The sequence below is a fragment of the Saliphagus infecundisoli genome (assembly GCF_020177375.1).
Classification (GTDB): Archaea; Halobacteriota; Halobacteria; order Halobacteriales; family Natrialbaceae; genus Saliphagus; species Saliphagus infecundisoli.
The window spans coordinates 77,537-98,976 of sequence record NZ_JAIWHV010000011.1 but is presented as its reverse complement, the minus strand read 5'-3'; the positions used below and the strand labels follow the sequence as shown (position 1 = coordinate 98,976).

General features: G+C 65.0%; 21 protein-coding genes and 1 pseudogene. 18 read left to right on the top strand and 4 right to left on the bottom strand.

Features of this window, described 5'->3' with window-relative positions:
• Window positions 1–173: 173 nt before the first annotated feature.
• Together LCF40_RS13860 and LCF40_RS13855 are read left to right on the top strand one after the other, a co-directional pair.
• Window positions 174–314, top strand: a pseudogene (locus LCF40_RS13860) (transposase); the annotation flags it as partial.
• Window positions 311–1,546 carry an RNA-guided endonuclease InsQ/TnpB family protein gene (locus LCF40_RS13855; protein WP_224828881.1) on the top strand — a complete coding sequence of 412 codons (1,236 nt, stop codon included), beginning with the start codon at window positions 311–313 and terminating at the stop codon, window positions 1,544–1,546. The pseudogene LCF40_RS13860 and the gene LCF40_RS13855, both read left to right, overlap by 4 nt.
• A 126-nt stretch (window positions 1,547–1,672) precedes the next feature.
• Here the strand turns inward: LCF40_RS13855 and LCF40_RS13850 are convergent, their stop codons facing one another.
• Both LCF40_RS13850 and LCF40_RS13845 read right to left on the bottom strand, forming a co-directional pair.
• Window positions 1,673–2,104, bottom strand: a complete 432-nt coding sequence (locus LCF40_RS13850; RefSeq protein WP_224828880.1) for a universal stress protein — start codon at window positions 2,102–2,104, stop codon at window positions 1,673–1,675.
• A gap of 550 nt (window positions 2,105–2,654) precedes the next feature.
• Window positions 2,655–3,719 (bottom strand): lamin tail domain-containing protein, encoded by a 1,065-nt coding sequence (locus LCF40_RS13845; RefSeq protein WP_224828879.1) that lies wholly within the window; start codon window positions 3,717–3,719, stop codon window positions 2,655–2,657.
• Window positions 3,720–4,231: 512 nt separating this feature from the next.
• Here LCF40_RS13845 and LCF40_RS13840 point away from each other — a divergent pair.
• The 15 genes from LCF40_RS13840 to LCF40_RS13770 all read left to right on the top strand — a co-directional run bounded on the left by LCF40_RS13840 (window position 4,232) and on the right by LCF40_RS13770 (window position 17,118).
• Window positions 4,232–5,332, top strand: a complete 1,101-nt coding sequence (locus tag LCF40_RS13840) for a pyridoxal phosphate-dependent aminotransferase (protein WP_224828878.1) — start codon at window positions 4,232–4,234, stop codon at window positions 5,330–5,332.
• Between the two features lie 72 nt (window positions 5,333–5,404).
• Window positions 5,405–6,790, top strand: coding sequence for a tRNA pseudouridine(13) synthase TruD (gene truD / locus LCF40_RS13835; RefSeq protein ID WP_224828877.1), 1,386 nt, complete (start codon window positions 5,405–5,407; stop codon window positions 6,788–6,790).
• A gap of 43 nt (window positions 6,791–6,833) precedes the next feature.
• Window positions 6,834–7,550, top strand: a complete 717-nt coding sequence (locus LCF40_RS13830; RefSeq protein WP_224828876.1) for a DUF2103 domain-containing protein — start codon at window positions 6,834–6,836, stop codon at window positions 7,548–7,550.
• 49 nt (window positions 7,551–7,599) lie between these two features.
• Entirely contained in the window at window positions 7,600–7,863 is a 264-nt protein-coding gene (locus LCF40_RS13825; RefSeq protein WP_114577499.1) for a 50S ribosomal protein L37ae, read from the top strand.
• Window positions 7,863–7,997, top strand: a complete 135-nt coding sequence (locus LCF40_RS13820) for a DNA-directed RNA polymerase subunit P (RefSeq protein WP_114577500.1) — start codon at window positions 7,863–7,865, stop codon at window positions 7,995–7,997. The genes LCF40_RS13825 and LCF40_RS13820 overlap by 1 nt, the downstream gene beginning before the upstream one ends.
• A 3-nt stretch (window positions 7,998–8,000) precedes the next feature.
• Window positions 8,001–8,297 (top strand): KEOPS complex subunit Pcc1, encoded by a 297-nt coding sequence (locus LCF40_RS13815; protein ID WP_224828875.1) that lies wholly within the window; start codon window positions 8,001–8,003, stop codon window positions 8,295–8,297.
• Window positions 8,298–8,372: 75 nt separating this feature from the next.
• Window positions 8,373–8,759, top strand: coding sequence for a prefoldin subunit beta (locus tag LCF40_RS13810; RefSeq protein ID WP_224828874.1), 387 nt, complete (start codon window positions 8,373–8,375; stop codon window positions 8,757–8,759).
• Window position 8,760: 1 nt separating this feature from the next.
• A complete protein-coding gene (locus LCF40_RS13805) occupies window positions 8,761–9,018 on the top strand; it encodes a DUF3194 domain-containing protein (protein ID WP_114577503.1) in 258 nt (85 codons plus the stop codon).
• A gap of 567 nt (window positions 9,019–9,585) precedes the next feature.
• On the top strand, window positions 9,586–9,834 hold the full coding sequence (locus LCF40_RS13800; protein WP_224828873.1) for a hypothetical protein: 249 nt from the start codon (window positions 9,586–9,588) through the stop codon (window positions 9,832–9,834).
• Window positions 9,835–9,880: 46 nt separating this feature from the next.
• A complete protein-coding gene (locus LCF40_RS13795) occupies window positions 9,881–10,789 on the top strand; it encodes a HEAT repeat domain-containing protein (RefSeq protein ID WP_224828872.1) in 909 nt (302 codons plus the stop codon).
• A gap of 126 nt (window positions 10,790–10,915) precedes the next feature.
• On the top strand, window positions 10,916–12,838 hold the full coding sequence (locus tag LCF40_RS13790) for an ABC transporter substrate-binding protein (protein WP_224828871.1): 1,923 nt from the start codon (window positions 10,916–10,918) through the stop codon (window positions 12,836–12,838).
• A 24-nt stretch (window positions 12,839–12,862) separates the two neighbouring features.
• On the top strand, window positions 12,863–13,870 hold the full coding sequence (locus LCF40_RS13785) for an ABC transporter permease (protein WP_114577507.1): 1,008 nt from the start codon (window positions 12,863–12,865) through the stop codon (window positions 13,868–13,870).
• Window positions 13,857–14,954 carry an ABC transporter permease gene (locus LCF40_RS13780; RefSeq protein WP_114577508.1) on the top strand — a complete coding sequence of 366 codons (1,098 nt, stop codon included), beginning with the start codon at window positions 13,857–13,859 and terminating at the stop codon, window positions 14,952–14,954. The genes LCF40_RS13785 and LCF40_RS13780 overlap by 14 nt, the downstream gene beginning before the upstream one ends.
• Complete coding sequence (locus tag LCF40_RS13775; protein ID WP_224828870.1) at window positions 14,955–16,028, top strand: ABC transporter ATP-binding protein; 1,074 nt, start codon at window positions 14,955–14,957, stop codon at window positions 16,026–16,028.
• Window positions 16,021–17,118 (top strand): ABC transporter ATP-binding protein, encoded by a 1,098-nt coding sequence (locus LCF40_RS13770; RefSeq protein WP_224828869.1) that lies wholly within the window; start codon window positions 16,021–16,023, stop codon window positions 17,116–17,118. The genes LCF40_RS13775 and LCF40_RS13770 overlap by 8 nt, the downstream gene beginning before the upstream one ends.
• A gap of 773 nt (window positions 17,119–17,891) precedes the next feature.
• On the opposite strand, the gene LCF40_RS13765 is transcribed toward LCF40_RS13770, so the two are convergent.
• On the bottom strand, window positions 17,892–18,986 hold the full coding sequence (locus tag LCF40_RS13765) for a Gfo/Idh/MocA family protein (protein ID WP_224828868.1): 1,095 nt from the start codon (window positions 18,984–18,986) through the stop codon (window positions 17,892–17,894).
• Window positions 18,987–19,041: 55 nt separating this feature from the next.
• Window positions 19,042–20,109, bottom strand: a complete 1,068-nt coding sequence (gfo6, locus tag LCF40_RS13760) for a D-xylose 1-dehydrogenase Gfo6 (protein WP_224828867.1) — start codon at window positions 20,107–20,109, stop codon at window positions 19,042–19,044.
• Between the two features lie 197 nt (window positions 20,110–20,306).
• Between gfo6 and nadA the strand changes: the two genes are divergently transcribed.
• Entirely contained in the window at window positions 20,307–21,440 is a 1,134-nt protein-coding gene (gene nadA / locus LCF40_RS13755; protein WP_224828866.1) for a quinolinate synthase NadA, read from the top strand.

Sequence of the window (21,440 nt, the reverse complement as noted above, 5' to 3'; positions counted from 1 at the left end):
GCGAGCACGCTCGCGCAACTTATCGGAGGGAAACGCTCTTTGAATCCGGTCAACAACTACGGAATCCGGTGGGGTGTAAGTCATACTCTCCACCGGGTTCCTCAAACTGGTAGCACCAGCGATATGTAATCATCAGATGGCGGTGGTTCGGGTCGTTAAACTAGAAGGGATGGCGGAAGTACAATCACCGATACGCCGAGCACGACGGCGAGAAAATCAAGTGGGAGCGCGGCTACTACGCCGGAACAGCAGGACACGTCTCAAGCGAAACGGTTCAAGACTACATCCAACGACACGAGGAGGGCAAACAGTGACCGAACTTACCGAGACGTTGGAACTCAAGCTTGTGGAGCCGAACGCTCACAAGCACCGGAAGCTCTGCGAGACAAAGCGGGCGTACCAAGACGCTCTCGAAACCGCGTTCAACGCGAATTGTACCACCCAGACCGAAGCGAATGACGTGGTGGTCAACTACGACCTGAGCGGATACGCGAAGAACGCGCTCAAGAAGTACGTCCCGCAACTCTGTGGCGGAAGCTACGACGCGAACGAGCTTCACGACGACCACCCTGTTCGGTTCACGAACGAAGGTCCGAAGCTCAACCACAAACCACAGAACGCCATCGAGTGGTACGTCAAAATCCCGCACCACGACGACTACAACCTGTGGCTCCCCGCCCAACCGAACCCCGAACAGCGAGAGTGGCTGGAAGCATTGCACGTGGAGGACGCGACGATGGGCGAGTGTCGGCTGTTCGACCGTGGTGGCGAGTGGTACTTGCACATCGTCGCAACTCGGGACGTGGAGGAACGATCCAGTTCGGCGGACGAAACGCCGATTGGGGTAGACATCGGGGAAGCCTCTTTGGTAACGGTGTGTCACCGTGACGAGCGCGGCTCCCCGGCTACACCCAACCTCTGGAACGACGAGGGCAAGCAAGTGCGACAACTCCGTGAGACGTACTTCACGGCGACTCGACGCCTTGAGAAACGCGGAAGCGAACGTATCGCTGAATCCTACGGCGACGAGTTGTGGCGACACGTCGAACACATCCTTCACACGGTCACGTCGGAGGTCGTCGCCTACGCCGGCCAATTCGAGAATCCCGTGCTGGTTCTGGAAGACTTGACTCACATCCGCGAGAACATGGACTACGGCGCGTTCATGAACCGGCGGCTTCACGGATGGGGCTTCGCAAAGATGCACGCCCAGATTCGGTACAAGGCCACCGAGAAAGGGATTCGCGTGGAGACAGTGAATCCTGCATACACCTCAAAGACGTGCCACTGTTGCGGAGAGCAGGGCTACCGACCCGACCAAGCGACGTTCAAGTGTTCCAACTCGGAGTGTTGGGTTTCGGAGTACCACGCGGACATCAACGCCGCGCTCAATATTGCAGACCGCTACCTCGGCGGAGAGAGCCATTCAAGAGAACACACGGATGGCGATGACTCGGCTGAGGAAGGGGGCCGTTTGACCGGCCCGCAAGACAGCCAAGCCGATGCTGAAGCCCAGCAATTGACGCTTGGAGCGTATGCGTCTTGAAACCTTAGGGCCGCGCTCGGCCTGAAATCCCATGGTGGGATTCCCGCGACTTTAGGCGCGGGAGGTGGTCAAAACGTTCTGAACGGGAGATGGTTTTCAATACGGTGGGGTTGGATCGGCGGAGACTCATTCACGAGCGACTAGTACTGAGGTCGTTACCGAGTCGAGAACGTCTTCCGTGGTACTCCCGAAGAGTTGTTCCGAGAGGGTTGATCCCTCGCTTTCTCCGATCACGATGAGGTCGATCCCGTTATCGGCGCTATACTGGTGTATTGCGTCGTCCGGAAATCCTTCGAGAACGGCACGCTCGGAGGTGACACCGGCCTCGTCGGCCCTCTCCTCGGCTTGGGTGAGCGCCGATTCGGCGTCCTCATCGAGCGTGTCAGTGAGGTCGTCCGCGATGTTACCGAGACCTGAGGCGGACATTTCCGTCCCGAGATCTACGACGTGTAGGAGATGCACCGTCGCACCCGTACTCGATGCGATCTCCATGCCGTGGTCCAGCGCCGTGGCGCTCGCATCGGATCCATCCGTCGGGATCAATAGGTCGTGGTACACGTCGGCTTGCTACTGGACGGACGACAAAAAGCGTGGCGCGGATAGGACGTGACTGATCAGCATCGGCAGAGTAGCGGATTCGGAATGCCTGCCGAGAGAAATCGTTCGTGCTGGCTTCGTGCTCTATCTCGCATTGCTCTACCGAGATCACGGAATGTGGAATAACTGATAGCGGTAGATACCACGCTCGGAGTAACGCAGTCGATACGACGGAGATGAGGAGCGGAGGGCCGTGTCAGTCGGACCTCGCCCGCGAGCCGGTCGTGGCGACCGACCCGTTCGGGGGATGGGACCGACGGGAAAAGTAGCTGCCCCAAGCTGAAAGGACGGTTGTAGCTTGGGAGGGCGACGGGCGCCGATCGCTCGTGGTACAACCCGCCGCGGCGCTCGATCGGTCGTGCGTAACGGAGTACGCCGTCGGTGTCGAGTTCCAGGTGACCGACTGACGACCGGCGGAAGGAACTGCTCGATCGCGTCGTGAACTTCCTCGCGACGGATCTCCCGTGTCCTCCGGGGGACGGACTCCCCTCCCGTACGGGTCGGATGCTCGCTACCGCAAGCACGCTTCGTCGTCGGTGTCGTCGTGCTCGTAGTCGTCGATTGCGTCCCCGTTCCGGTCTCGAAGCACCACGAGTCCAGTGCCGTCCATGACCGAGGTCTCGTCTCCGTCCCCGAAGCCAGCGTGATGGATGTAGACACGTGGATCCGTATCGAGCCACGTGTCCTCTCCCGCTCGGCTCCTGAGCTCGAGTATCTCTCCCTCCTCTAGCTCGAGTTTGGGGATCGTGTACTGTCTCGTTGCCTCTTCGTTCACGTACTCTACGGTGAAGTCAGTCACGTCGATGGCACACTCTCCCGTGTTCTCGATCCGGAGGTATTCGTAGCTGATGTACTTTCGTTCGACCTCCTCCGGGCACGTGTACTTGATCTCGAGGGCGCCCTCGGTCCTGCAGGCGTCCTGGTCATAGCGCTTCTCGTCGATGACGTCTCCGTCGTCGTTCCGAAGCGTCACGACCCCGGAGCCGTCCATCACGGAGGTATCCGTCGAGTTGCCGAAGCCCGCAGAACGGAGGTAGATGGGTGGAGACGACTCCAGTACGGAGTCCGGGCGGCCGTAGCTCCGAAGCACTATCCGCGCACCGGGCTCTACTTCGAGGTCGGAGAGTTCGTACTCGTTTCCGTTCCCGTAATCGATCGTGAATCCGCCGACTTCGATGGCACACTCGCCGTCGTTTACCAGTCGGACGTATTCGTGGCTGATGTAGTCCCGTTCGACCTCGTCGGGATAGATCTCGGAGATTATCAGGTCGCCTTCGCAGTCCTCGTTCCGGCCCGTCCCGTTTGAGCCGTCGTCTTTGTCCGACCCGTTCGATCCCTCGTCCTCATCCGTTCCGTTCGCCTCGTCGGTTCCGCTCGTTCCGTTCGAGCCCCCGTCCTGCTCGGTTCCGTTCGACTCGTCGTCATCGCTCATCCCGTTCGATTCGTCGTCCCGGTCCGTTCCGTTTGCTTCGTCGTCATCGCTCGTCCCGGTCGAGCCCGGCGAACCGTCCATGCCCGTCTCCAGACACCCGCCGAGAACACCAACGCCCGCTACCAGGAGTGTGCGTCGTTTCATGATACGTCGTTCGGATTCTCGGTTGATACGTCTTGGCGACGGTGAAGCTCATCTATGACCTACCCGAAGGGTTATACGAATTAGGCGAGAAAACCCACGACTTCAGTCGTGGGAGGAATCGCCGCACACTGTCCAACTGCCGAAACCGGAAGGGTTGAGTGCCCCACGCCCGTATATTTGTCCGTCGATGCGACGGTCCCTCGTCGCGTCTCGACAGTCCACAAACTGGCAGTTGACTCGGTGGTTGCCTCATCAAACAAGTAAGCCCGTGGAACGCAGACCGACGCAAAACAACCACGTAACTCCGAGTCCCGTGCGCGATAGGAGTAACGGGGGCGTGGCACTCCCACCGGTTCGTCGGACCGGAAAGCCGAAGAGACCAACGAACCGCCCGTTGGCGGGCGTGGGAAGCTCACGATTTCAGTCGTGGGAGCATGTCACCCGATGGAAGTCCCCTCGGACGGGTCGCTTCCGACGAAAGACCCACGGACCCTCCGGACCCACTCCACCGCATGGAGTACGAGACCCCGCTTTTCTTCCACGTCATGCGCTACGCGGTCCGGGCCGACCGGGACGTGATCGACATGGTCAGCGGCAACCCCGACTGGGAGCCCCCCGAGGCGCTCCGGGAGGGCCTGCGGGAGTACGCCGACCTCGAGAGCAGCGAGTTCCAGTATCCTCCGAGCGACGGCCTCCTCGAGCTCCGCGAGGAGATCGCCGCTCGACGGGGCGTCGACCGCGACCAGGTGGTCGTCACCAACGGCGCCGGCGAGGCGAACTACCTCGCGATGGCTCGAGCCCTCGAGCGCGATCGGGGCTCGGAGGTGCTCCTGACGGACCCGGTCTACCCCTACTATCCGGGGAAGACGACGCTGCTCGGCGGGAGCCAGCGATTCGTCGCCGCAGGGGAGGACGGGCAACTCGACCCGGAGAGGGTTCGGGAGGCCGCAAGCACCGACACCAGCTGTCTCGTCGTCAACACGCCGAACAACCCCACTGGAGCGGTCTACCCCGAGGAGACGATGCGGGAACTCGTCGCCGTCGCCGAGGAGTACGACGCGATCCTCCTCAGCGACGAGGTCTACGACCACTACGACCTCTCGGGGACGTTTGCGAGCGCGCTCGGCGTCGAGTCCGAGAACCGGATCGTCACCGACTCCGTCTCGAAGACGCTCGCGATCACGGGGTTTCGCGTCGGCTACGCCGTCTTTCCTCACGACCTGGCCGAGGAGGCCAAGAGCCGCCACATGCTGATCAACGTCGCCGGCAGCCGACCGGCCCAGTACGCCGTCCTCGACGCTCTCCGCGAGACCGATCCCGCCTACCACGAGGCCAACCGGGAACTGCTCGCCGAACGTGTCGAGACCTTTACCGGGGCCCTCGAGGCGGCGGGCGCGGAGTACACCCGTCCCGACGGAGCGTTCTATGTGATGGCCCGATTCGAGGGGTATCCCGGCACCCTCGAGAACGTCGAGGCACTGATCGACGATATCGGCGTCGCGGGGATGCCAGGGGAGGCCTTTGGCGATTCCCGTTCGGACTGGCTCCGGTTCGCGCTGGTCACGCCCCGCGTCGAGGAGGCCGCAGAGCGCCTCGCCGAACGGTTCGGCTGAGGCGTGAGCGGCCGGCGTAGCGGACGGGAGCGGACCGGGAGGCCTTTGGCGCGGCTTCCCCCATCTCCCCCAATGCGTCCGGCACACCCCACCGAGGAGGCCGTCGGCATCGAGGGTTACGCCAGCGAGACCGACGGCGTCGGCGGTCGACTGCGGGGCCGCGACGACCGGTTCCGGGTCCGTGAGCTCGAGGCGTTCCCGACCGAGCCCCTGGATGCGAGCACGGACGCCTACCCCCACCTCGTCTTCCGAGCGACGCTGTCGAACTGGGACACCAACGACTTCGCCAAACGACTCTCCGATGCCCTCGAGATGAGCCGCGAACGGGTCTCGTGGGCGGGAACGAAGGACAAGTACGCCCGGACGACCCAGCTGTTCTCGATCGACGCCCCCGATCTCGCGCCCGCGGACCTCCCGGAGATCGACGGCGCGGGGATCGAGCCCGTCGGCCGGGCGGGGCGGGGACTCGAGTTCGGTGACCTCGCGGGCAACGCCTTCGGGATCGTCGTCGACGACCCCGAGCGCCCCGAGAACGCGCCGGGGATCTCCGAGGAGCTGGCGGCGTTCGCCGGCGACGGTGGACCCGATAGCCGGGACGGCGAGGACGAGGCTGCGGAGGGCGACGGGCAGGCGATCGGCATCCCCAATTTCTTCGGCCAGCAACGGTTCGGCAGCCGTCGACCGGTGACCCACGCCGTCGGCCTTGAGATCGTTCGGGGCGACTGGGAGGGCGCGGTGATGGCCTACCTCGGCGGCCCCACGGTGGACGAACCCGAGCAGACCCAGGAGGCACGGCGGTTCGTCGAGGACACCCGCGACTGGCAGAACGCCCTCGAGGAGTTCCCGCGGGGACTGGGCTACGAGCGGTCGATGCTCCACGAACTCGCCGGCCACGGCGAGGAGCCGGATCCCGACGTGTTCCGGGCCGCCATCGAGAAACTTCCCTCGAACCTCCAGCGGCTGTTCGTCCACGCCGCCCAGTCCTACGCGTTCAACCGGATCTGTAGCGAGCGGCTCCGGCGCGAGTTGCCGTTCGACCGGCCGGTCGAGGGCGATGTCGTCTGCTTTCTCGACGGCGACCTCTCGGGGGAGCTCGCGGTACCGGACCCGGACCGGAGCCAGCGGGTCACCGATCGACGTGTGGAGTCGGTCGCGCGCCACTGTGCGCGCGGGCGGGCGTTCGTCACCGCGCCGCTGGTTGGAACCGACACCGAACTCGCCGACGGCGAACAGGGCGAGATCGAACGCGAAGTCTTGGACGAACTCGACCTCGCGCCCGGCGACTTCGATCTCCCCGGCGAGTTCCACTCGACTGGAACCCGGAGGGCGATCCTCGTCCGGACCGAGATCGAAGTCGAGCACGACCCTCTCGAGTTCTCGTTTGCGCTCCCGAAGGGCGCGTACGCGACCGTGGTGGCCCGAGAGTACATGAAGGTCGACCCGGTCGACATGGGCTAGACGAGAACGCGCCCGTTTTAGGGCGCCGGCCGAAACCTCGGCCATGGAGTGTCGGCAGTGTGGCTCCCCCATAGAGAAGCCCGGCGACTTCTGTCTGGTCTGCCGGGAGGCCAACACGGGAACGGTGGTCCTCGAGGCGGGCCGCGAGCGGGCGACGATCACGATGCTCGACGGCGAGGAGGTCGTCGGCGAGACGACGGTGACGACGACGCCCGAGGAGGGAGAGTTGGAGCCGGTCGAACGTCGGAACTTCGCGGGGCTCCTCGGCGACGAGATCCGGCGCAAGCGCCCCGAGGAGGTGTACGCCGCGGGCGACCGGGAGGTGGTCCGGGCGGTGAGAGACGACGTCCACCACACGTTCCTGCGAGTCGACGACGAGGACCCCGTCGGGGCGGTCCTCGCGGGCCGGGGCGACCGGGCGCCGGACGTCGTCGAGACTCCGCCTCTGGAGAAGATCGGCGGGAGCCACTCGACGCTCATCGGGGGTCGAACCGGGATGGCGGCGATCCGGGCGGTCGCCGATCACCCCCACGTCAAGAAGGTGATCCCCGGACCGATCGACGCGGGCGGCTCGGGCTCACAGTCGGGCCTGCGCGCGAAGGTGACCCGCGCCGACGATGGCGGCAACATCCGGATGCTCCTGCGCGACGGCTCGAGCGTCCAGGAGAACCGGATCGTGACGACTGCCCGCGACCGGGACACCGGCGAGCGGATCCGGGAGGATCTCAACGGCGTCCTGGACGAGGAGGGGTTTCGGTGACGGACCGGACTCAACAGGTTTATTGGCCCGCTGACGATAGGGATAGCATATGGCTCAAGGAACCCGAATCGTCGGCAGCGCGGGCCGGTTTGGCGCACGCTACGGCCGCGTCTCCCGCCGGCGGGTCGCCGAGATCGAAGCGGACATGGAATCGGCCACCGTCGACGACGACGACGTCACCCGCGTCGGCACCGGCATCTGGAAGAACGAGGAGACGGGCGAGCTCTTTACGGGAGGCGCCTACCGGCCGGAAACCCCCGCAGGCCGGACCGTTCGCCGGTCGATCCGGGCCGCCCTCGGCGAGGACGAGTAATGGCCTACAAGTGCTCGCGCTGTAAACGCGACGTCGAACTCGACGAGTACGGCGGCGTCCGCTGTCCGTACTGTGGCCACCGCGTCCTGCTCAAGGAGCGCAGCCGCGACGTCAAGGAAGTCGCCGTCGAGTAGCCGGTGGGGTCTTCGCCCGTACACGAGGCCGTTCTCTCGTTCGACTACGACTCGCCGGGCAGCGCGCGGATCGTCGCCGAGAGCGTCGCCCGCGAGGTCGGCGAGATCGACGACGATCGGTCGTGGACCGAACTCGACCGCGAGGAGAGGCGAGTTACGATCGAGATCGGCGCCCGCGACGCGGTCGCGCTCCGAGCGGCACTCAACACCTGGTTCTCGCTGATCGACGTCGCCGAACAGGTCGAGGGGATCGCCTCGCGAGACGGTCCTTCGGTCAAGGGTGCGCGTCGCGACGAGTGACGGGCCCACCCCCAACGGGGTTTCGATCGATGGACAAAGCTTGGCTTTATCAGGCCGGATCACGACCGTCGAGATATGCAGGGTAATCTGCCGCCGGAAGCACAGGAGAAAATCGACGAACTGCAGGGCCTCCAGGAGACGGCCCAGACCGTCGCCGTCCAGAAACAGGAAGCCGAGTCGACGATGACCGACGCCGAGAACGCCCTCGACGAACTGGAGGGCATCGACGAGGACACCACGATGTACCGCCAGGTCGGCGAACTGTTCGTCGAGACCGAGTACGACGACGCCGAGGAAGAACTCTCCGAGAAAGTCGACAGCCTCGAGGTCCGCCTCGAGACCCTCGAAAAACAGGAGGAGCGCGTCCAACAGCAGTTCGAGGAGCTCCAGGGCGAACTCGAGGACCTACTGGGCGGTGGCGGCGCCATGGGCGGTCCCGGCGGTCCCGCAGGCGGCGCGTAGGATGGCCGAGGGGGGACCCACGGACGAGGAGGTCGTCCGGACCGCGGCCGAAGCCGCCGAGGGCGTCGTCTTCGCCCGCTACAAACAGTCGGCGGTCCGTGATCTGGACGTCACCGTCAGCTTCGAAAACGACGTTCTCGACGTCGACGTCTACCTGAACCCGCCCGCCGACGCCGACCCGGACCCCGACCGGGTCGCCGACGACGCCGCACTGGCCGCACGGTCGGCCGTCGACGACCTCTTCGCTTCGAGCGGGTAACCGCTCTCGCGTGACGTTTTCGCTGGCCCTTTTGCTCGCCCCCAGTCGCCCCTTTCGAGAGCGTCCCGTATCCTTCCTGAGGGGATATTATACGATATACAGTTATCTCATATCGACTATGGTTCGAAACCCCGAGATCGTGAGGCGGACCCATATAAGCGAATTAGCGGCCGTGATACCAGCTATCGGAGGGGCCGGACGATGGCTTCCTCAATCAGATTATCGGCCGTCTCGTCACTTGGATAGGATACTTCACGAGAGATACAGAACGAGCGCCGACTTCCCGGTCGACGAGGAATCGAGAAACCCGAAAATAGTAAAACAAATTATTGGATCGATATACTGTCGAACGTATGGTACTATCGGCCCGGACAGGGTCGGAACCGACCCCGTGCCGATCGGGGATCGGGTCCCGGGACCGTCACGGCGCCCGGGATGGCGGACGCCAGGTCGTCGCCGGTCGCGTTCGCTCGCGAAGCGGTCCCCGTCCCGATGGATATTAAACGGTCGGCCGGGGAATGGGGCCATGCATCGGAGTCCGGCCGCCCGCGGTCCCCGTCCCGGGCGATGAGTGCGAGCGAGCGGTTCTGGGACCTGGTCTGTGACCATCGGCCACACCTGGCCTTTCTCCTTTCGTTGCTGGTCGGGCTCGGAGCCATTACCGTCCTGGGCTTCTGGCTGGCCGACCCCGGCTCCCCGGAGTACGTCATCGCGGTCGTCAACATGGGAATCGTCCTCGTCGCCTTCGTCCCGATCGGCTACTGTATCCGGCGGTGTCTCCGGCGCGAGCAATACGCCGAGGACTCCAGCGAGTGAGCCGGCGGCCGGGAACTATTTAACGCTCACGCGGCCCATACCGAGCATGGATCAGACGCGTGAGGTGCCGACCCACCTCGTCGATACCGCCAGATCCGATCCCGACGCGATCGACGGAAAGGACGTCGAGACCCTCCTTGCGGACGACCGGGAGGAGATGCGCAACACGGGCCTGAAGGTGTTGGTCGGGCTGGCCATCGACGATCCCGACCGGGTCGTCCCGTTCGCCGACGACGTCGTCGACTGCCTCGACGAGTCCTACGGGCTCGCGCGCAGCCACGCCGCGCTCGTCTGCTGGCTCCTCGCCGAGGAACGCCCCGACCTCGTCGAGCTGGCGATCCCGAAACTCGTCGCCAACCTCCGGGACATCGCCCCGCTCTATCGGTTCCGGGCGGCACGGGCCGTCGCGGCGCTGGGCCGGCAGCGACCGGCGTCGTTCGTCGACCACGCCGACGGGCTGGTCGCGGCCATCGTCGAGGGACCGAACCTCCCCGAACCCGGCGAGCCGACACCACCGGACGCCGAGGAGACGATCGACCTCCCCGAACCCGATCTCGCGCGCTCGGCCGCGACGAAGGAGGTCGCCGCGAACGTCCTCGTGGCGGTCGCCGGCGAGGCCCCGGCGGTCGTCGCCGACCGCTTTCCCGATCTGGTCCCCGAACTCGAACACGACGACCAGGTCGAGCACGTCCGGGGCGGGATCGTGGACGCCATCGGACGCGTCGCCAGAGCCGACCCGGCAGCCGCAGAGTCCGCGATCGACCCCCTGATCGACCTGCTTGAGGACGACTCCCGGCTGGTCCGGAGCCGGGCGATCCGGGCGCTCGGCTACGCCGAGGCCGCCGGGGCGGTCGAGCCGCTCCGGGAGGTCGCCGAGAGCGATCCCGACCCGGACGTTCGGGATCTCGCGAGCGAGACGGCCGACTGGCTCGAGGAGAACGTCCTCGCGTCGTAGCCGCCACAGCGACGGAACCCGCCGGTTGGTCGGGAATCTCCGCCGTCGGAGGGCGTTTCTTGCCGAGTCCATCACGTGAAACAACTAAGTAATGTTTATGTATGTCGGGCAGAACAGGATAGGTGTATGGCTGATAAGCGTCAGCAAGACGGATACGACGGGGTAGTCTCGCGACGACGGTTCGTCGCGCTCACGGGCGCGTCGGGTGCCGCCGCGCTCGCAGGGTGTATGGGCGACGACGGCGGGAACGGCAATGGTAACGGGAACGGAAACGGGAACGGGAACGGTAATGGCAACGGCAATGGGAACGGAAACGGCAACGGCAATGGGAACGGAAACGGCAACGGCAATGGGAACGAAAGCGAGGGCAACGAGAGCGAGGGCAACGAGAGCGAGGGCGACGCTCCCGCACAGGTCGACCAGTGGTTCGTCACGGGCAACTGGAGCGACCCGACGAACGTCCAGTTCAACCCCTACAACCCGGCGAACCTGGGCGGCCAGCTCGAGAACGCGCTCTGGGAGGAGTTCGCGAACTACAACATCGCGACCGGCGAGTGGATCGCCCACGCCGCGACCGACTGGGAGATCGGCGAGGAGGAAGTCACCGTAGAGCTCCGGGACGACCTCGTCTGGAGCGACGGCGAGTCCGTCACCGCCGAGGACGTCGTCGTCGGGATGCGCCTCGCGGAGTACCAGGACGGCGAGATCTGGGACTTCGCGGAGTCGGTCGAGGCCGACGGCGAGACGACCGTCGTCATCACCCTCTCGGGGCCCGCAAACCAGGAGATCATGCAATGGGTGCTGTTGACCCAGTGGGTCAACGCCCCCTCCCAGGTGTACGGCGAGTACCTCCAGCGGATCGATGACGGGGAGGACTCGGAGGAGGTCATGGGCGAACTGGCCTCCATGGCCGACCGTCAGCCGGTCACCTGTGGCCCGTTCCAGTTCTCCGACGAGGACTCGACCGAGCAGTACATGGCCGCGCCGGCGTTCGACGACCACCCCGACGCCGACTTCATCAACTTCAACGGCTACCGGATGGAACAGCGAAGCAGCAACGACGCCTACTACCAGGCGCTCGCGGGCGGGGAGTTCGACGGCCTCCTCAGCCTGTTCGTTCCCGTCCAGGTCATCGAAGGGCAGTTCGGCGACGACTTAGACGAGATCCAGATCCCCGGCACGTTCGGCGCCGGGATCGTCTTCAACCACGACCACGAGGTCTTCGGCCAGCGCGAGGTCCGCCAGGCGATGGCGTTTGCGACCGACTGGGAGCTCGCGGCCCAGAACGCAGACCCCGAATCGAAGCAGGTCCCGGAGGTTCCCTGCGGGATCACGACCGCGGCCATCGAGGACTACCTCGGCGACGAACTCGACAGCTACGAGTCCTACGACCAGAACCAGGAGCAGGCGGCGTCGCTGCTCGAGGACGCCGGCTACGAGCAAAACGGCGACGGGATGTGGGTCGACGGCGACGGGAACACGATCTCGGCCGAGCTCAACTACCCCGCCGGCTGGAGCGACTTCGTCGCGGCCGCCGAGACGGTCGCCTCCCAGCTGAACGAGTTCGGGTTCGACCTCGAACTCGTCGGCGACGAGCGGGGGACCCTAGAGGAGAACCTGGGAGAGAGCAACTTCGAGCTCGCGAACTTCGAGTGGAACGAGGGCGCCGCCGAGTTCAACCATCCCTACTACTCGCTGCGACACAACCTGCTCAACCGCCAGCTGAGCGCCGACAGCTCGTTTTTCAACTACCCCGAGAGCACCGAGGTGCCCGCCAGAGACGGCGACGGGACGATCGAGGTCGACTTCCAACAGCGGCTGAACGACCTCGCCTCCGAGCCCGACGAGGAGGCGGCCCTGGAGATCATCCGGGAGCTGGCCTGGGTCGTCAACCAGGACCTCCCGATCATGCCGATCCAGAGCAAGTTCGAGCAGTCGTTCCTCCGGAACAGCGGCTGGGAGTACCCCGACCCCGGCTCCGACGAGGTCCAGATCCTCTGGCCGCTGTACTGGCTCCCCAAACAGGACAAGCTCCACGCGACCGAGTAACGCGGCCGTACTCTCATCACTCGTATGAACTGGTTCATAAAGCGGATCGGACAGGGACTGTTTACCGTCTTCGCCGTAGCGACGCTCACCTTCGTGTTGGTCCGGACGATGCCCGGCAGCCCCTCACAGCGCCTGGCCTCCCAGATCAGGGAACAACAGCCCAACATGAGCACCCAGGAGATCAACGCGATGGTCGCCCAGCGGATCGGCGTCGACCCCGACCGCCCGCTCCACGAGGCGTACATCGAGTACATGGTGAACCTCGCCCAGGGGAACCTGGGGGAGTCGATCAACTATCAGGAGCCGGTGTTCGACATCATCGCGCGGGCGCTGCCCTGGACGGCGTTCGTGATGACGATCAGCCTGCTTTTCGTCTTCGTCATGGGGCTCGGTCTCGGGGCCGTCATGGCCTACCGGGAGGGCTCACGGTTCGACGTGGGCTCGAGCCTGATCGCCATCTTCCTCAGCTCGGTCCCCTACTACGTCGCGGCGGTCATCCTGATCTACGTACTGGCCATCGAACTCTCGGCGTTCCCGCTTTCCGGGCGGTATCCGAGCGACGTCGAACCGGGGTTCACGCTCGCGTTCGTCGGCGGGGCGCTCTACCACGCCGTCCTGCCGGCGGCGTCGTTCGTCATCACCTCGTGGGGCGGGTTTGCCCTGGGGATGCGGGGCAACAGCATCCAGGTGTTGGGTCAGGACTACATCCGGGTTGCGAAGCTTCGGGGGCTGACCGACCGGCGGATCGCGCTGCGGTACGTCGGCCGGAACGCCGTCCTCCCGATGTGGACGAGCTTCCTCATCACGATCGGGTTCATGTTCGGCTCGTCGATCATCTTGGAGGAGATCTTCTCCTATCGGGGGATCGGCTACTACATGTTCGACTCGATCGACAACCGCGACTACCCGGTGATGATGGGGACGTTCCTCGTCATCACGATCTGTGTGATCGTCGCGGTGTTGATCGCCGACATGACCTACGGGAAGATCGACCCGCGTGTCGAGGCCGGAGGTGACAATGAAGCGTACTGACGACGACCGCGCGACCGACGGCGGGACGAAGCCGGCGGCCGACGGCGGCACCGGCGACGTCTTCGCCTTCGAGGCGACCGAGGACGTCACGACCGTCCAGCGCTACCGCGAGTTCCTCCACGAGGCGGTCTACCTGCCCGCGCGGGAGGCCTGGCGCGACTGGCGGATGAAAGTCGGGCTCTTTCTCATCGCCGGCTATCTGGCGATGGGGCTGATCGCCTGGATCTCGGGTTCGAGCTTCGGGATCTGGGAGGGCGTCACGATCATCGAACAGCCGACCTCCAACCAGTTCGGCGGCTTCGAGTACAACAATCAGCCCCCCTTCCAGAGCATGGAGTACCCGCTCGGGACCGACTCGACAGGCCGGGACATCCTGGGAGGGATCGTCCACGCGACCCCGGACATGCTGAAGATGACGTTCGCCGGCGGCGTCTACGTCGTCGTCGTCGCCACCGTCGTCGGCACCGTCGCCGGCTACAAGGGCGGACGGGTCGATTCCGTTCTCACGACGATATCGGACGTCGTCATGACGATTCCCGGCCTGCCGCTGGTGATCGTCGTCGCGACGATGATCGATCCGCGAAACCCCTGGATCATCGGCCCGCTGCTGGTCGTCGGCTGGTGGGCCGGCCTCGCCCGGACGATCCGGGCCCAGGTGCTCTCGATCCGGGAACACTCCTACGTCGAGGCCTCCCGGACGATGGGGATCACCACACCGCGGATCATCCAGAAGGACATTCTGCCGAACCTGATGCCGTACATCATGGTCAACTTCGTGATGTCGGCACGCCAGGTGATCTTCAACGGCGTCGGGCTCTACTTCCTGGGCATCCTGGCCCACGGGAGCTACTCCGACAACTGGGGCGTGATGATGCAGTTCGCCTACACCCACGCGAGCGCGCTGCTCGTCCCCGAACGAGCCTATCAGCTCCTGATCCCGATGGCGGTGATCGTGGGGCTTTCGTTCGGACTCATCCTGTTCTCCCAGGGGACCGACCGACTGTTCAACCCCCGCGTCAGACACCGGGGATCGGGCGAGACCGAAGAGGAGGGCGACGACCAAGTGACGACGACGATCACATAAATGAGCACGCACGAACCAACGCGAACGAACGACGCGAGGACCCACGAGGTCGCCGACCCGATCCTCGAGATCAGAGACGCCGAGGTCGTCTTCGAGATGGACCGGGGCGTCTCGCGGGTGCTCGACAACGTCTCGATCGACATCGAACGCGGCGAGGTACTCGGCATCGTCGGCGAGTCGGGCTCGGGGAAGTCGATGCTCGCCTCCGCGATGCTCGACGCCGTCGTCGATCCGGGCATCCTGTCGGGGGAGATCACGTTCCATCCCCCAGACGGCGAGCCCGTTGACGTCCTCGCCCAGGACCAGGAAGGAATCAGGGAGCTTCGCTGGGAGGACATCTCGATGGTGTTCCAGGGCGCGATGAGCTCCTTTAACCCGACGATGAAGGTCGGAGGCCATTTCGAGGAGACCCTGAAAGCCCACGAGTACGACGTCGAGGCGGGGATGGAGCGGGCCAGGGAGCTCCTGGCCGACCTCTACCTTGAGCCCGATCGGGTACTCGACTCCTTTGCCCACGAACTCTCGGGTGGCATGCAACAGCGCGCGCTGATCGCGCTCTCGCTGGTCCTCGAGCCCGACGTGCTCGTCATGGACGAGCCGACCGCGGCGCTCGACCTCCTGATGCAGCGCTCGATCTTGGCCCTGTTGGAGGAGCTCAAGGCGAAGTACGACCTCACGCTCGTCTTCATCACCCACGACCTGCCCCTGATCGCCGAACTCGCCGACCGGCTGGCGGTGATGTACGCCTTCGAGTTGGTCGAGGTCGCCGACAGCGATTCGATCCTCTCGCGGGCGGTCCACCCTTACACCCGCTCGCTGCTGAACGCGACGCCGAACCTCGACGCGCCGCTGTCGGAGATGCGCCCGATCGAGGGCTCGGCGCCGGACCCGGTGAACGTCCCGGAGGGCTGTTCGTACCATCCCCGGTGTCCGCTCGCCGACGAGGAGTGTGTGAGCCAGGACCCCGGATTCAGGCCAACCCATACCGAGGATCACCTGGCGGCTTGCTTCCACTGGGAGGAGGCAAGCGAGGCGATCCCGTTCAACATCGAACGCGAGGTGAACGATGAGTAGCACGGAGCCGCTGATCTCCCTGAAGGACGTCGAGGTCCACTTCAAGGAGTCGGGGGGAACCTTCGACTTCTTCAGCGAGCCCGAGACCGTCCACGCGGTCGACGGCGTCAGCCTCGACATCGAGGAAAACGACGTGGTCTGTCTCGTCGGCGAGTCGGGCTGTGGGAAGACCACGCTGGGCAAGACCGCGATCGGGCTCCAGCGCCCGACCGGCGGCAGCGTCTCCTATCGGGGCCAGGACATCTGGCAGGCCAAGGACAAGAAGGGCGACGTGGAGGTTCCCTACGGCGACATCCGCCGGGCGCTCCAGATCATCCACCAGGACCCCGGAAGCTCGCTCAACCCCAACCGCCGGGTGATGAAGACCCTTGAGGCGCCCCTGCGGCGCTGGCAGAAAGACATGAGCGCCGGCGACCGTCGTGCACAGGTGCTCCAGATGCTCGAACGGGTCGGGATGACGCCCGCCGAGGACTACGCGAGCCGATACCCACACCAGCTGTCGGGCGGCGAGAAACAGCGCGTCGCGCTCGTGCGCGCGCTGCTCATGGACCCCGACGTCATCCTCGCCGACGAGGCCATCTCGGCGCTGGACGTCTCCCTGCGCGTCGAGATGATGGACCTGATGCTCGAACTCCAGGACCAGTTCGACACCTCCTTCGTCGCCGTCAGCCACGACCTCTCGAACGCGAGATACTTCGCCGCCCACGGCGGCGGTCGGATCGGGGTGATGTACCTCGGCCGGCTGGTCGAGATCGGCCCCGCCGAGGAGATCATCAACAATCCGAAACACCCCTACACGAAGGTGCTCCGGTGGGCGACGCCGAACTTGAAAGAGGAGGCCAGCGGCGAGCCGCCGGTGCGCGCGATCGACATCCCCGATCCGAAGAACCCGCCCGCAGGCTGTCGGTTCCACACCCGGTGTCCGGAGGCCCGGGAGGCTTGTCGGGGCGAGACGCCCGAGTCCTACCAGGTGGACGCCGACCACGAGGTCGCCTGTTTCCGCGAACTCGACGACCACGAGTACTGGTCGAGCCCGGAACTGGCCGGCGAGGGCCCCGGGAACGAGGGCGAACAGTCGTCGGCGGACTGATCGCGGATCGCCGTTTTCGGGCTCACCCGTTTCTCCGCCTCACGCGGAACGTTCTCCATGTCGGTTGCCGACCAGTTCCGTGGGCGTCCTCGTACTCGAGTAGCAGCCGCCTAATTATCGACCGATGACAGTACGGGCCCGACCAGTGGCCAGCGACGGGAGTAGCGGCGTTTCGGCGCTCGGCGCCGGGCTTTCGGTAGCACAGAAGCCCCGCTAGCTCGCCGGGGCCTGCGTCGGCGACGTGAGCCGGGCGGTAGCCGACGGCCGTTTCCCTCCCTCGGTTCCGTCCCCTAGTCTCCGCTCGACCGAACCTCTTCTACAGGTTATGTCTCGATAGGTGAAAACAGATAATCAACGATAGCGGGACGTCTCCCTCTCCCTGTTCTCGATCGAAAAAGTAGAAAGATATACAGGTAATAAATAGATTACAACCGTCGATTCGGGCGTTCGGATCGTGGAACGTCGACAGTGGAGTTACGACCGTAGGGATGTAATCCGAACCACCCGGGCCGGCTCGAAACGGTCCGTCCGGAGCTATTGAAAATATAATATAATCTCTATGTATAGAAAATATTCCTAAACGCGAAAGCATAGAGAAAGTGTGGGGATCAGCGAGAGTCCTAAAGGGGCGATATTCGGTGATAGAACCCAGCAACGGCGATAATAAGGGGGAACTCAGCTGACCGCTCAATATATAAATACCGATAATAGTAAACTTCGTAGAATAATGGAGATATTATGTTATTGGAATTATATAATTCTACGGAGAGGTCTCAGTCCTGGGTCCGCGGCGAGAGTTCCCCGGATTCGACGAGCGCCTCGAGAGGGTTGTCCTCGACCTCGACGGGGAGGTCGATCCGGGCGCGCCGGCGGACGGATTCGTAGCCCCCGAAGATCACCTCGGCGGTCTGGAGCCCGATCTCGCCGCGGAGTTCGGAGGGGTCGCCGGTCTCCAGAGAGCGGACGACCGCGGCGATCGAGCGGTCCTGGAACACCGAGCCGAACCGTTCTTCCTCGGTCGGTGCGGCGTGCATCGTCTCGCCGCCGACGTTTACGGACTCGCGTTCGCCGTCGCGTTCAACCTCGAGCATCGGCCCGTCCGGGGCGTCGATCCGGATCGTTCCGCCGGTGCCCCGAAGGGCGAGGGCGGCGTCCACGAAGTCCGATCCCTCGCCGGTGGACATGACGCCGTAGACGCCGTTCTCGTAGCGCCACTGGGCCCAGATCTGGTTCTCCTGGTGGGCGCCAAAGCGGACGTCCTCGGTGCGATAGTCGAGTTGGGCGATAACCCACTCGGCGGGCCGGTCGTCGTTGAACATCCCCGCGAGATCGATCGTGTGGGCGCCGGTGTCGTAGAAGTCGCCCCAGCCGATCTCGACGCGCTCCAGGTCCCCGATCGCGCCGTCGTCGAGCAGCCGTTTGGCCTCGGTGAACGGCCGTCCGAACCGGCGCTGGCGGTTGAAGGTGAGCCCGACGCCCTCGCGGTCGCAGACCTCGACCATCCGGCGTGCGTTCTCCAAGGTGTCGGCCATCGGCTTCTCGCAGTGGATCGCCCGGACGGCGCCGCTCTCCGCACAGCCGACGACGATGTCGGCGTGGATCGCCGGCGGGACGCAGACCGAGACGATCTCCGGCTCGACGGCCGCGAGCATCGCCTCGTAGTCCTCGAAGACGTTCCCCTCGCTGATCCCGAACTCGTCGGCGAACGCCTCGGCGTTCTCGGGGACGACGTCGGCACAGGCGGCGACCCGGCAGTCCTCGTGGTTGCGGTAGGCCTCGGCGTGGCGATAACCCATGGCGAATCCCGAGACGGTTGGATTCGCGGGGTCCGGCCCGGTTCCGACGATCGCGACCGTATGCTGGCTCATGCGGCCGGCGGTTTCGGCTCCCGCGAGAAAGCGGTGTCGTTCCCGGCGGCAGGGGTTACAGCGAAACCCGTTCGCCCCGCTCGGCGGCGTCGTAGGCCGCCTTGATCGCCCGGAGGTCTGCAAGCCCGTCGCGGCCGTCGGGTTCGGGGTCGGTTCCCGTCAACACGCAGTAGCCGAAGTAGTCGAACTCCTCGCGGACTTCATCTACGGGTTCGCCCGCGTGTTCCATCCGCATCTCACCGCTTTCGACTATCATCTCGTGGGGAACTACTCCGCCGAACGCCGAGGCGATCCGGACCCTCCCATCGGTGCCGACGAGCTCGAGCTGGCTGCTGGCGTGGGCGTTGAAACTCGCCGTACAGGAGGCCGTCGTGCCGGTCGGGAACTCGAGCTGGAAGGCGACGTGTTCGTCGACGGCCTCGAAGGCGGGGTCGGTCGAGATCGTCGAGGCGTAGACGGAGTCGGGATCGCAGTCCAGCAGATACCGGACGGTGTTCAGCGGGTAGACCCCGAGGTCGACGAGTGCGCCCCCGCCAGCGAGGTCGGGATCGAGCCGCCAGGTGTCGGGCGAGGCATGATCCAGCAGGGGGTTCGAGAAACCGCCATGGACCTGGACGACGTCGCCGACGACGCCGTCCGCGAGGAGATCACGGGTGCGCCTGACCGTCGGCTCGCACTGGAGCCGGTAGGCGGTCATCAGGGTAACCCCCGCGTCGTCGCAGGCGGAGACGACCTCGCGGGCCTCGGCGACGGAGGTCTCAAGGGGCTTCTCGCAGATGACGTGTTTCCCGGCCTCGGCGGCGGCGACCGCGTACTCGCCGTGGAGGGCGTTGGGCGCGGCGACGTAGACCGCGTCGTATGCCTCGCGTTTCTCGCCTGCGAGGAAGGCATCGTAGCCGACGACGTGGTCGATTCCGTACTCCCCGGCGACCTCGGCGGTAGAGCCCGGCGAGCCGGTCACGAGGACCGTCGTCTCGCAGTACGTCCCATCCTGGATCCCGGGGAGGGCCCGCTCGCGGGCGAAGCCGCCGATCCCGACGACCGCCATCCGGACCCGACCCTCGGGCGATTCGCGCTCCCAGTCCCGGTCGGTGAAGTCGCTGAAGTACTCTTCCAGGGCCATACCCGTCGTACGGAGGGCAGTCACAAGAATCCGACCGTCGCATACGCGGGGTTCGGGAATATCATGTCTTCAGTTCGACTCTGTCGGAATATCGGACAACCAAAACACGACCACAAAATCGAATAGCTACCGATACTGGGCTTTGAAGGAAAATAGTTTTCAACCAGGGCGTGTGAGTGGTGGTCACTGATCGTAACATGGTCGAGATGGAAACCGCCGAGATCGAGACCGACCTGAGCCTGTTCAAGTACGATAACTTAGAGCAGTTGCCGCCCCGGTACCGGGGACTGGACGGGGCCCAACGCGGGCCCCGGATCGAGGCCGCCCTCTCGGAACTCGGCGACAGCGTCGTCGTGTTGGGCCACAACTACCAGCGCCGGGAGATCGTCGAACACGCCGACTTCGTGGGGGACTCGTACGGACTCTCCAAGCGGGCCGCCGAGGCGGACGCCGACTACGTGATCTTCGGCGGGGTGACGTTCATGGCCGAGAGCGCCGACATCATCACCGACGACGAACAAACGGTGATCCTGCCCTCGATGGAGGCCTCCTGCCCGATGGCGGGGATGGCCGAGGCCCTCCAGGTCGATGCCGCCTGGGCCGAGATCACCGGGGCCGCACCCGACGCCGAAATCATCCCGATAACGTACATGAACTCGTACGCGGACCTGAAGGCGTTCTGTGCGGCCCAGGGCGGGCTCGTCTGTACCTCCTCGAACGCCCACCGCGCCTTCGAGTGGGCCCTGGATCGGGGCGACAAGATCCTCTTTCTCCCGGACAAGCACCTCGGGGAGAACACCGCCCATCGGCTGGGGATGGAGGCGTCGATCGCCGAGTGGGACCCCTGGGACCCCGAGGGGAAAGACGCCGCGGAGGTCGCAAAGAGGGATATCGTCCTCTGGGAGGGCTACTGCCAGGTCCACGAACGGTTCCGCGAGAGCCACATAGAGCAGGTCCGCGAGGAGTACGAAGGGGCCAGCGTCATCGTCCACCCCGAGTGCCGCCGCGAGGTCGTCGAGGCGGCCGACCGGGCGGGTTCGACCGCCGAGATCCGCGAGACGATCGAGGAGGCCGAGCCGGGCGAGACGTGGGCGATCGGAACCGAGATCCACCTGACTAATCACTTGCGGCGGTGGTATCCCGAGGTGAACGTCGTCCCCCTCTGTGGCGACGCCTGCATGGACTGCAACGCGATGCGCCAGATCGACCCCAACTACCTCACCTGGGTCTTAGAGGAACTCGTAGCGGGCCGCGAGCGAAACGTCATCGAGGTCGCCCCCGAGGAAAAGGAGCTCGCGGGAGTCGCCCTCGAACGGATGCTGGAGGTCTGA